Origin of the sequence: Methylomusa anaerophila (genome assembly GCF_003966895.1) — a bacterium.
Taxonomy (GTDB): domain Bacteria; phylum Bacillota; class Negativicutes; order Sporomusales; family Sporomusaceae; genus Methylomusa; species Methylomusa anaerophila.
In genome coordinates, this window is the sequence record NZ_AP018449.1 from 2,749,404 (window position 1) to 2,762,314 (window position 12,911).

The window sequence follows — 12,911 nt, forward strand, 5'->3', positions numbered from 1 at the left end:
TTACATACGGATGACTTTGTTCTATATGCTGCTATTGGCCAAGATATACAAAATAAATAAGTGAGGCTTTTTTGCTATGTTGCAACTGGTAAATTTATCAAATTATATTACCGATAATGAACTTATTGCCAATAGTCCGGAGCGGCTGCAAAATTTTTTAGAACAACATAATTTGGATGGTCTGGAAATGATGTTCTGCGGGCCCTGTGACACCCGGCTGCATAAGCGCGAGTGGCTGCACGGCTGCCATCTGCGCTTTTGGCCGTGGTGGCTGGATTTTTGGCGCGGTGACCAGGAAGCATTGCTGAAGCAGTTTGGCAGTCAGGCGGCGATTGATGCCTGCTATGGCGGGCCGACCCGGGAAGACTGGCTGGCTGTTTATCGTGCTAACATTCGTATGGCCATAGCGGCAGGAGTAAAATATCTCGTTTTTCATGTCAGTAATGTACGGCCGGCGGAATTGTTCAATTGGCAATTCAGTGCTACCAGCCGTGAAGTCATCGAAGCCACACTTGAGGTAGTCAATGCCCTGGCACCGGAAATTCCCGCGGATACCGCCTTGTTATTTGAGAATTTGTGGTGGCCGGGACTGACGCTTACCGATAAAGAACTGACGGCCATGCTCCTGGATAATGTAGCCCACCGCAACAGCGGGATTATGCTGGATACCGGCCATTTGATGAACACGAATCCGGATTTAAAGACCGAGGCCGACGGGGCGGCATACATTCTGGCAACCTTAGAGAACCTCGGCCATTACCGTCAATTTGTCCGGGGAATTCATTTACACAAGTCCCTGTCGGGAAAATATCTGCGTCATAGCCAAAATTCCCAGCATAAAGCCGAGTATGGCGAGTATGGCGAGTATGCCGAGTATACCATGGAAGAGATTATGAACCATATCTTCAAGATTGATGAACACCGGCCCTTTACCACGCCTGCGGCTCAGCAAATTGTCGATTATGTGCAGCCGGAATTTCTTGTGCATGAATTTATGCAAAAATCGCTGGCTGATTGGGAGCTAAAGCTCAGTAAGCAACAGCAAGCACTTACGCTTGCCAAAATGGCGATCTGACTCTATGAAATAAGCCGGGGGGTGTGATTCAGGGGACGGTTCCGCGACTCATCTTGATGAGTCGCGGAACCGTCCCCTGAATCATTTCGCTCACCTTACAAGCTTCTGCTTGGAGGTGAGCTTTTTTTTTTCGTGCGCAAAATTTTCGATGGAACCCTCCGTTCTGCGTGATTCAAAAGACTGTTTGTTCCCTTGACTCACGGTATTATTAACAGGTTGCTGTGTCTACAACTTATAATTAATGGCCAAAAAGGGAATATTTTAAATGTTTCCGATTTCGTAACATCGAATGGTGTCGACGGTCGAACGGTAATAAATTCTATTCTTTCAAATACTAATACTAATTTTTAATTTTCTTCGGGAGGACTATGATTCTAAACACTGAACAACTCCGCCAAAAAGCACATGAGCTTGCCCTGACCCATGACCCTTACGTAAGTCGCTGGCCATCAAAGCGTCTGTGGCGGGAGTTTTATGCCGATATCGAAAAATTACGCGCGTTTATGCGCTCCCTTCAGGGCGACGATACAGGCTGTTCGCAGCCTGCGGAAGAATGGCTTTTGGATCATGCCGAGTTCATTGAAGAACAAGTGTTGGTCATCCATCAGCAGCTTTCCGGTTCTTTCTGGCGAAGTTTACCCAACTTACGCAAGACCGGCAAAACAAGAATACTGTCTATCTGTGCTGATTATCTCCAGCATGTGGACGGAAATCTGGATGAGGATTCTCTCATCTCCTATATCAATTCTTACCAGGAAGTATCGGTTCTGGCTATTGCCGAGTCGTGGGCGGTCCCGCTTTTCCTGCGTATCAGCTTGATTCAGCGTCTGGCTGAAGTTATGGAACTGGTCCGCGAACGGCGGGAGGTGTGCATGTTAGTCGAACGGTTACTGGCGCGTCTGGAGCCGTCCAGGTTAAATCCGGAAGTGTTAAAGGCTTCTCTTGAAGAAGCCGGCCAGGATATGCCGCTCTCCGGGGCGGCTGTAGTCTACCTGGCCAGACGTCTGCGCGAGTGGGCAGACGATTCGGCAACCGTACGGGAATGGCTGATGTGCAAGTTGGAAAACGGCCCCGACAGCCTCGATCAAACTCTCTCTTACGAGTATCAGCTTCAGGCCGTCTATCAAGTGACCATAGGCAACCTTATCGACAGTCTGCGTAAAATTTCGCGCTTGGACTGGCACCAGCCGTTCGAGCAGATTTGTATGGTCGAGCACACGCTGCGCGCAGAGAGCGCAAATATATATACGTTTCTCGATTTTTCCAGCCGTGACGTGTTGCGGAAGCAGGTTGAGCAATTAGCCCGCCGTCTGCACGTGCCGGAAAATCTGGTGGCGCAGCAGGCCGTTCAGCTTGCGGCCAAGGAATATGAGCAAGCAAAAGCAGCTGAGGCTGCCGGTAAGGTGCCGACAGAGCCGGAAGCGCTGCCGCGCCGGGCATTTGTCGCATACTATCTGCTTGAACCGGATGGCATCAGGGAACTGCGGCGCGCAATGAAAATGTGCGGTGCTCCCCGGCATTTGCCGGAAATAGAAATTTTACGCCGGGCCACCGGCACGTATTTCACCGTCCTAACAGGACTGTTTGCAGCCGCCCTTAGCGGATTTACCATGTGGATTGCCAACGGCACAAGCTTCTCCGTCGGCCAGTGGGCGGTGATTGTACTGGCGCTGTTCCTGCCTGTGAGCGAGTGGGCCGTCACGGCGGCGCACTGGCTTATAGAGCGCACCAGGCGGCCGCTGCCGCTATTGAGATACGATTTCTCACGCGGTGTTCCACCGGAAGCGGCCACATTGGTCGTCATTCCCGTTATCTGGTCTACAGTCAGAGAAGTGCAGGAATTAGCAGTCCGGCTGGAACTGCATTATCTGGCCAACCGTGACGCCAATATCCATTTTGCTCTTCTGGGTGATTTTGTCGACGCAGACGCGGAGAAACTTCCCGGGGATGCTGCCATCCTTGCAGCCGCCCGCGCGAGCATTGAGGGGTTAAACTGTATGTATTCCCGTCCGGGCGAAAGCACCTTTCATCTCTTTCAGCGTTGCCGGAGGTGGAACCCATCCGAAGGGGTATGGATGGGTTGGGAGCGCAAACGGGGAAAATTGGTAGAATTTGTCCAATTGCTTAAAGGGCGGACTGATACTACTTACGACTGCGTACTCGGGGATACAGCCATCTTACCGCAGATACGCTACATCATCACCCTTGATGCGGATACCCAGTTGCCGCTGGGAAGCGCACAGCGAATGATCGGCACCATGCATCTGCCTTACAATCGGCCACGGTTAAACCATACATCTACACGGGTCATTGAGGGTTACGGCGTACTGCAGCCGCGTGTCGGCATCAGCCACGGCGCGGCCTTCCGTTCACGATTTGCATATCTGTGGTCGGTGGATCCGGGAATCGATCCGTACGCTTTTGCCGCTTCCGATCCATACCAGGACGGGTTGGGGCAGGGCATTTTTACCGGGAAGGGTATATTCGATATTGATGCATTTTCAAAAGTTTTATGTGAACGTATCCCGGAAAACCGGGTGCTTAGTCACGATTTGCTGGAAGGCGGCTTTTTACGCGCCGGCCTGCTGTCGGATATTGAGTTAATTGATGAATACCCATCTACCTTTAGCGCTTATCAGCTGCGAACACACCGCTGGGTCCGGGGCGACTGGCAACTTATTCCATGGCTGTTTCGGCGTGTCCGCGACCGGGGGGGAAGGCTGTTGCCGGTTGATTTATCCCCGCTTGCCCGCTGGCAGATGATCGACAATTTGCGGCGCAGCTTGCTGCCGCCGGTACAGTTTGCGGTACTGCTGCTGGGACTGACCGTTTTACCCGGCTCTGCCGGCCGCTGGGTTGCCTTTGTGTTTGCTACCTTGTTTTTGCCGCTGTTGCGCCAATTGGCGGCAATCAGGCGGGCAATCTGGCGTCCACGGAGCTTGCTGGCTACAGCCGGGCAAGTTTTGATAACCATAATGACACTACCGTTTCAAAGCCTGCTGTTGCTGGACGCAATCACTAAAACTCTTTACCGCTTATTTGTGACGAAGCGTCATTTGCTCGAATGGGTCAGCGCTGCGGAAGTTGAACGCCGCAACCGGGGCGGGCACTATCCTGTATTGCTGAAAATGTTTGAAGGCTATGCGCTGGTGTTCCTGTTTGCGCTGGCAGCGGCATCCAGTACCGTACCGGTGCTGCGGTGGGCAGGCTTCGCGCTTGGCGCTTTATGGGCTATTGCTCCGCTGGCGGTCCACTGGCTGGGCCGTCCCGTGCAGCAGCCTGAACGCTCGTTTGCGGCGGCTGAGGAAGAAGAACTGCGCAAGCTGGCGGAACGGATTTGGACCTTCTTTGAGGACTATGTTACGGCAACAGATAACTGGTTGCCGCCTGATAACCTGCAATTGGAGCCACCCAATGGGATCGCCCACCGCACTTCGCCCACCAACATCGGACTTTATCTTGCCTGTGCGCTGGCGGCGCGGGATTTTGGGTTTATCAATACGCCTGGCCTGATTGAGCGTTTGGAGCGTACTATCAGTACAGTGGAGCAGTTGGATAAATGGCAGGGCCATCTTTACAACTGGTATGACACGGTCACGCTTGAAACATTGCCGCCGCTTTATGTGTCAACAGTGGATTCCGGCAACTTTGTCGGCTGTTTGATGGCGGTCAAGGAGGGAGTAGCAGAATGGCTCAAATCCGACATTGAAGAAAACGGAAAGTCTGGTTCCGATCAGGCAGGTGGTAAAACGGCAGAAGCTTTGCACGTGGCCTTTGCTGAGGAACTAGCACCGGCACTGGGAGGCGAAACTGCCGGCAAACTTGCAGTATTGTCCAAAAGCGACCGGGAAAAATGGCTTGGTCGCGGTCAAAATCTGATCGCCCGCCTGGAAACGCTAATCAGCAACACAAATTTTCGGCCACTCTACGACCAGAAAGCAAAATTATTTCACCTAGGCTATCAAGCCGGGCTGGATAAACCGGATCCGGTCCTTTATGACCTGATGGCGTCGGAGGCAAGGCTGACAAGCTTTATTGCCATCGTCCTGGGTCATGTATCTGTGTCCCACTGGCATGCTCTCGGCCGGACAATGACAAGAGTAGGACGGCAGGTTACATTGCTGTCGTGGTCCGGAACAATGTTTGAATATTTAATGCCTTGGCTCTTTATGCGCACCTACTGCAACACTGTATGGGACAGCACATACCGGGCGGTGGTTCAGCGGCAAATTGAATATGCGCAGCAACGCGGAACCCCTTTCGGCATCTCTGAATCCGGCTACTATGCCTTTGATTATCGAATGAACTATCAATACAGGGCCTTTGGCGTTCCCGGCCTTGGATTCAAGCGCGGCCTGGAACAAGATTTGGTTGTGGCGCCATATGCAACAATCCTCGCCCTGCCTTTTGCGAAACACAAGGTACTGGAGGATTTGCACAAACTCGAAGAACTGGGTGCACGGGGGAAATACGGTTACTACGAAGCCGTTGATTTTACGGCCGAGCGGTTGCCGAAGAATCAGACCAGTATGGTTGTCCGGAGTTTTATGGCTCATCACCAGGGGATGAGCATGCTCGCCCTGGCCAACCTGCTGGCGCCGAAAAAAATAACGGAACGCTTTCACCGTGACAAGCGGGTGCAGGCGGCGGAACTGCTGCTGCAGGAACGTATCCCCGCACGGCCGAGAATTATTAAACATCCTGCTTTAACATGTGTAAATAAGCCTCATTCAAGGCCGGTATTTACCAGCGCCTTGCGCGAATACCGCAGTGCGGATACGCCTATACCCCAGGTGTGTGTTCTGTCAAACGGAACGTTTATGACCATGGTAACCAACAGCGGCAGCGGGTTCAGCCGGTACGAAGGCCTGGCCGTATCGCGCTGGCGGGAAGACCCGGTACTGGATAATTGGGGAAGCTACATGTATATTCGTGATGTTACCCGCGACGCAGTATGGTCGCCAACATTCCAGCCATGCCGTATCCCGTCTGATAAACAACGGGTGCAATTTTCCCTTGACCGGGCTACCTTCATGCGCGTCGACGGCAGTCTGCAGACCAGCCTTGAAATCTGTGTGTCCCCGGAATGGAATGCGGAAGTCAGGCGGCTGACACTTACGAATACCGGCAATGAAGCGCGGATCGTTGAAGTCACAACCTTTCTTGAACTGGCCTTGGCGTCTCCCGTAGCCGACGATGCGCATCCGGCTTTTAGCAAATTGTTCATCAAAACAGCTTATGTGGAGGATGCCCAGTATCTGTTGGCCCTGCGCCGGCCCCACCGGGAAAACGAAAAACCGTTGTGGGCGTCACATTCGCTGATGACCGCAGGCCGAACCCTGGGGCCGGTAGAATATGAGACCGACCGGGCCGGCTTTGTCGGCCGGGGTCATACCCTCGCCCTGCCGCAAGGAATTCGGTCTCGCCTGCGGGGAACGGTAGGCTCTGTGGCTGATCCCGCTTTTATCATGCGCCAGCGGGTAAGCGTTGAGCCTGGTGAACAGGTGCAGTTCTTCGCTGTCACTGCCATGGCAGACACGAAGCAGGAAGTTGTGGATATTGTCAGCCGTTTCTCGGGAGACCTGGTAGTGGAACGGACATTTCAACTGGCCTGGAATCGCAGTCAAATCGAACTGCGGCACTTGCACATCACTGCCGCCGAAGCGGCGGCTTTCCAAACTTTTGCGGGCCAGGTGCTGTATACGGCACCGCTGCGGCAGGAGCGAAAGCAAAACCTCACTGCCAATGTAAAAGGTCAGTCCGGACTTTGGGTATATGGGGTTTCCGGCGACGTGCCGTTAATCCTGGCACGGATTGAGAACGAGGCCAATATACAGTTTATAGTCAAATTGCTGACCGGATACGAGTATTTGCGCCGTCTGGGTTTGCTTTTCGACCTGGTTATTCTGAACGAATCGACAGGAAGCTACCGCGAGGATTTACAGGAGGCGCTGCGGCGGGCGGTGGAGAAAGTGGTTAACTGGCACGGAACGGGACCATGCGGATGCGGGGTTTTTCTCATCAATGCCAGCCAACTGCCAAACGAAGATAGGACACTTTTGCTTGCCGCCGCCCGTGTTGTGCTGCGGGCTGACGGTCCCAGCTTCAGGGCACAGTCAAAACTGCCGCGGCCGACAACCGATTTTCCGGCACTCCTCAAACCGACAGCGCCGTTAAACAGATTCGCCGGGCCTGCGCCGGACGTTGGACGCGATTTACTGTTCTTCAACAGCTGGGGAGGATTCTCACCTGATGGCCGGGAGTATCAGATTATACTTAAAAACGGCAATCATTTACCGTCGCCCTGGATCAATGTAATTGCCAACCCGTGGTTCGGCTGCCTTGTCTCCGAACTCGGCACCGGCTACAGTTGGTGGCGCAATAGCCGCGAGTACAAGCTGACTCCGTGGTCAAACGATCCTGTGCTCGACCCGCCAGGTGAAGTGTGTTATCTGCGGGACGAAGAGAGCGGCGAAGCATGGTCCGCCACGCCGTCCACCGCAAATACTGATCAGCCTTACACCGTTACCCACGGCAGGGGTTTTACGCATTTTTGCCATGAAAGATACGGTGTCAGACAGGAAATGACCATTTTTGTTCCGTTGGCGGACCCTGTCAAGGTGGTCAAGTTGCGGCTTACGAACAAGAGTGCCGGGCGGCGGCGCCTTTCCGTTACCTATTACGCGGAATGGGTATTGGGTGTCCGGCGCCAGGAGAATGCCTCTTTCATCGTCACCGAATGGGACGAGTCGGCCCAAATCATGCTGGCACGCAATGCGTACCAGAAAACATTTGGCAATGCATGCGCCTTTTTAGGCATGTTTTCGCCCCCGGAAAGGTCTGTTGGGTCACCCGCCATAGCAGAATCCGAGGCTAAGCGGAACAGCGGCTTGGACGATCTGTCCTGGACGGCGGACCGCAGCGAGTTTCTCGGTCGCAACGGCACTTTGGAAAATCCGGCGGCTATGGGCCGGGAGCGCCTGTCGGGCCAAACAGGACCCCTTTACGACGCTTGCGGTGCGGTGCAGGTAAAACTCACCCTGGAACCTGAAACTGAACGGACAGTCTACATCCTGCTCGGCGCGGAGCATTCCCGGAACGCCGCGGTGCAACTGGCGCAAAAATACTGCCAATCCCGGTTTTGCAGCCAGGCCTTTGAAATCGCAGGAGAATTCTGGGATGGTGTTTTGGACCGGATTTCGGTTTCCACGCCTTGTCCGGAGATGGATATACTATTGAACGGCTGGCTTTTATACCAGACGCTTGGCTGCAGAATGTGGGCCCGGTCGGCTTTTTACCAAGCAGGAGGCGCATATGGCTTTCGCGATCAACTCCAGGATTCGCTGGCGTTCCTGCACTCCCGTCCCGACTTAACGCGGACGCAAATTTTGCTGCATGCCGCCCATCAATACGAGGAAGGCGACGTGCAACACTGGTGGCATGAAGAGACGCAGCGCGGCATCCGCACCCGTTTCACCGACGATTTGCTGTGGCTGCCGTATGCTGTTGGACGGTATGTGGAACATACGGGGGACGGCAGTATCCTGGAAGAGGTAGCGCCGTTTCTTTGCAGCGAACCTTTAGCGGCAGATGAACATGAACGCTACGAGCCAACCCAAACCTCTACTCAGAGCGGCACTGTTTTTGAGCATTGCTTACGGGCCATTGACAAGTCTCTACAACGCTTCGGTGAGCACGGGCTGCCGCTGATCGGGATCGGCGACTGGAATGACGGCCTGAGCCGTGTCGGCGCTGAAGGCCGCGGTGAAAGCGTCTGGCTTGGCTGGTTCCTTTGTGACGTGCTGAACCGGTTCACGGATTTATGCCGGCGGCGCGGCTGGACGGAGCAGGCGGAACGCTACCGGGATGTGCGGGAACAACTGGCAGTTGCCCTTGATGTGCACGCCTGGGACGGGCAGTGGTATCGGCGGGCTTTCACCGACGCCGGCCAATGGCTGGGCTCCATTGGCAATGTGGAATGCCGTATCGATGCCATCGCCCAGTCGTGGTCGGTTATTGCCGGCGTTGCGCCGCCGGAGAGGGCGCTGCAGGCCATGCAGTCATTTGACCGGGAATTGGTGGACCGGGATCTTGCCGTCGCGCGTCTTTTAACACCGCCTTTTGACCGCACGGATCCCAGTCCCGGTTACATTCAGGGTTATCCGCCCGGAATCCGGGAGAATGGAGCCCAGTACACCCATGGTGTCATCTGGAGCATTATCGCTTGGTGCCTGCTTGGCAACGGCGATAAGGCCTGTGAATTATTCCAACTGCTAAACCCTCTCAATCATACGCGCACAGCCGGTGAAACGCGGCAATACGCCGGTGAACCTTACGTCATGGCGGCCGACGTCTATACGGCGGAGCCGCGCCAGGGACGGGCCGGCTGGACCTGGTACACCGGGGCTGCGGGATGGATGTATCAGGCAGGAGTTGAGTGGATTCTCGGTCTTCGCCGCCGCGGCCAGCAACTGTACATTCGCCCGTGCATTCCCTGTGGATGGCCGGAGTTTTCCGTCAGCTACCATTATGGCAGCGCAAGCTACCATATTACTGTCAAGAATCCGTCCCATAAGTGCGGTGGAGCAACCGCTTTACAAATTGACGGGCGGGAAGTTGCGTTTACGGAACAAGACATGAAAGATGGTCTTTACGTTAAATTGCATGATGACGGGCAGGCCCATTATGTTGTTCTGGTATTGTAGGCTTGTAGGCAAAGACAAAGAAAAGGAACAAGTCCAGCGGTGCTGGTCTTGTTCCTTTTTTGAAAAATAGGGTTCAGGCATTGACTTACTTTTATTGCGTTTATTACAGCGTACTGAGCTGGCCATAAGTCAATTATTCTAATAAGTCAAGGCCTGAACCCTATATAATTTTAGGTGGCGTAACAATAATTTTACATAGGCTTAACTATCGTGCGAGAGAGACCTGTTAAAATAAAAAAGGTAATATTTTCTAAATTAGAAAAAAGGAGGATTACTATGCTGGATGTAAAAACACATTTATGGCCAAGCGTACTGATTGGGCTGCTGGCATTCTGCGCCCTCGTTTCCACCAATGCGGCGCCAAGCGACCTTGATCTGGCTTACCGGTGGGCTCCCATTCATTATCAGGACACGGACTCTTCTGATTATGATGCCGACTACATAACCGCAGTCGATTTTGATGGTGATTGGGATGGGTTAAATAACTGGGAACATCAGGATGATAACATCAGCAACCTTAAAGCTAAGGCGTACTATTCCGTAACGGAAACTTCCACCCACTGGTTTATTTTGTACAGCTTCTTTCACCCTCGCGATTGGGTCGATTATCCTGATCCGTTTAACTTGGACCATCATGAAAATGATATGGAGGGCGTATTGATGGCCGTTCGTAAAGACGGTTCCACCTATGGCGCTCTTGAAGGTATCGTTACCGTAGCTCACCAGGATTTTTACTCCTATACGCCGGCGGGCAGCCCATGGCGGAGTGGACAGGAAAATATTGACGGAACGGTACTGATGCAATCCTACGACGGCTACCAGCATCCGACAACCTTCCAGGAAGCAAAAGGTCATGGGTTAAATGCCTGGAATGGGAGCAATTTCCCCGGCGGTGATGGTGTAGTTTATTATCCCAGCCGTTCTGCCGCGGAAGTTCCCGCCAGCGGCAATGACCGGTCCGTTCAATATCAACTTATCGATACTTTCGCCAGCGGCGGCCTGTGGGCACACCGTTCTGATCCCCTTACCTTCGCCAGTTGGGGAACATTTCGCGGCGATGATGGGAAAGATAATGCCGCGAATGCAGGCTGGAAGTGGGATGACCATAATGACGGCGGCCAGTTGCTTGGAGGCGAACTGGCTACCGATCCGGCCAAACTAATAGCCATATATTTTAGCAACTTAGGCAACTTTAGCAGAACCTACTTACGTAATCTTTATAACTAATATAATATTACTTTTTTACAGCCGCGGGATGATATCGCTGCTGGGCTGTTGATAAAGAGGTTGAGGAGAAAAAAGTTCCTCAACCTCTTTTCTGTGATGTGAATAGAGCCATATCTCCCTAGAAACTCTTATGGATATAGACCGGGAAGGTCAGCCATCGATGCGATCGAGGTTACCCGGAAGCGGTGTGGCTCAAGGCATCTTTTCAGAGAAAAATCCGGTTACTGTTCCTGGAATCCTTTTGCAGGTAGAGATAAATTTAATTCGTTATTATACTTATAAACAATATAGATAATTATTATCGATTATTAATGTTTAAAATTGGCAATGCAGCGCACTTTTGACAATGGCAGTTATCAGAAATCTGAATATTCGGGCGGGAAACTTACAGCAATGACAGGAGGTCCTTGATTTTGAAAAAATATAAACTAGTTTTGTGGAATTTGATACCCTTTGGTATGGAGAAAAGTGATAGAAAATATCCACCGCTTAATTTGGGGATCATTGCTTCACTAACGCCGCCTCATTGGGAGGTAGTCATTCGCGATGAATATTTTGAAGAGTTTAAGACGGAACCCTGCGATATTGTGGGCTTTACCGCTATGACCTCCCATGCATTGGGGGCATACGAAGCAGCCGGTGAATTCAAAAAAATGGGTATTGTGACGGTAATGGGAGGTGTACATGCAACCATATGCACGGAAGAAGCGCTTGCGCATGTGGATGCTGTCATAAAGGGAGAAGCCGAGGAACTATGGGGAGAATTTATCGGGGATTTCGAGAACAATCAGTTGAAACGATTGTATTTTTGTGCTAAGCCGGTAAATCTAAACAAAGTGCCTAAGCAGGCATTTCATTTGTATAATTCTAATTATCAGTGGGGAATTGTCCAGACTACGAGGGGGTGTGCCGGAAATTGTGAATTCTGTGTGGTTACGTCAATTTTTGGTGCTACGTATCGCAAAAGGCCTATTGAAGCAGTAGTGGGTGAAATTCAGGATATGCCTCAGAACCGGCTGTTTATCGCCGACGATAATCTTATTGGTTTTTCCAATGAAGACCATAATCGGTTTAAAGATTTATGCAGATTACTAATAAACAAGAATGTTAATAAAATATGGATTACTCAGGTGCCGCTCCAGTTTTCGGACGATGAAAAAATGATGGATTTAGCGTATAAGGCAGGGTGCCGAGGCGTCTTCATTGGAATTGAATCAGGGTCGGTTGAGGTATTGGCGGGAAAAATGAAGAAACACATGAATGTAAAGTATGTCAAAGAAGGCAATTTTGTAGAAAAAATAAACAAGCACGGCATACAAGTATTTGGATCTTTAATCTTAGGAAATGATGAAGACGGCAAAGACTGCTTCAGATTAACCTATTCGGCCATAAAAAGGCTAAAACTGGCAATGGTTCATGTTAGCCCGCTGGTTCCATTTCCGGGAACTCCTTTATTCAAGCGGTTAATAGCGGAAAACCGTTTGTTATATACTGATTTTCCCAATGACTGGAGATATTACAGAAAAGCTGAAATTATTTTGTTTAAACCAGCGAAAATGAACGTTCAGGAGCTTAATGAAGGCACACTGTGGCTTTATGAAAAACTATTTTCATTGTCGTCTATAATTTCCAGAGCCATATCTTCCTATTTTACTTCGGGTAATCTAAAAACAGCAATGATAGCTTATAAAGTAAACCTGGAATATAGAAAGACATATAAAGAATGCAGCAGGCTGATTAAAGAACAATTAAAAAACTCCAATTTCGATTCTCAATTGGATAAAATTTCTGGATAGAGCACTAAAGCTGCTTCCCTTTGGCCTTTCGAAAAAATTTGGCGTCAGTTGCAGTAAATATTTGAATCAGTAAGCCCCATCTTCATTAAGACAAAGGCAAGAGGAAAT

The 12,911-nt window shown here is 51.4% G+C and carries 4 protein-coding genes; all 4 read left to right on the forward strand.

The window, feature by feature from the left end:
* Positions 1-76: 76 nt before the first annotated feature.
* The 4 genes from MAMMFC1_RS12450 to MAMMFC1_RS12465 all read left to right on the forward strand — a co-directional run bounded on the left by MAMMFC1_RS12450 (position 77) and on the right by MAMMFC1_RS12465 (position 12,803).
* On the forward strand, positions 77-1,075 hold the full coding sequence (locus MAMMFC1_RS12450) for a TIM barrel protein (RefSeq protein ID WP_126308817.1): 999 nt from the start codon (positions 77-79) through the stop codon (positions 1,073-1,075).
* A 368-nt stretch (positions 1,076-1,443) separates the two neighbouring features.
* Complete coding sequence (locus tag MAMMFC1_RS12455; RefSeq protein WP_126308818.1) at positions 1,444-9,780, forward strand: GH36-type glycosyl hydrolase domain-containing protein; 8,337 nt, start codon at positions 1,444-1,446, stop codon at positions 9,778-9,780.
* Between the two features lie 276 nt (positions 9,781-10,056).
* The gene (locus MAMMFC1_RS12460; RefSeq protein WP_197723814.1) at positions 10,057-11,007 is read left to right on the forward strand and encodes an NPP1 family protein; all 951 of its coding nucleotides are present in this window, start codon (positions 10,057-10,059) and stop codon (positions 11,005-11,007) included.
* A 413-nt stretch (positions 11,008-11,420) separates the two neighbouring features.
* Complete coding sequence (locus MAMMFC1_RS12465; RefSeq protein ID WP_126308819.1) at positions 11,421-12,803, forward strand: B12-binding domain-containing radical SAM protein; 1,383 nt, start codon at positions 11,421-11,423, stop codon at positions 12,801-12,803.
* Positions 12,804-12,911 lie beyond the last annotated feature (108 nt).

Excerpts from the sequence above, each read along its gene's own strand:
- MAMMFC1_RS12455 (WP_126308818.1), top strand. The coding sequence starts at position 1,444 with ATGATTCTAAACACTGAACAACTCCGCCAAAAAGCACATGAGCTTGCC.
- MAMMFC1_RS12460 (WP_197723814.1), top strand. The coding sequence starts at position 10,057 with ATGCTGGATGTAAAAACACATTTATGGCCAAGCGTACTGATTGGGCTG.
- MAMMFC1_RS12450 (WP_126308817.1), top strand. The coding sequence starts at position 77 with ATGTTGCAACTGGTAAATTTATCAAATTATATTACCGATAATGAACTT.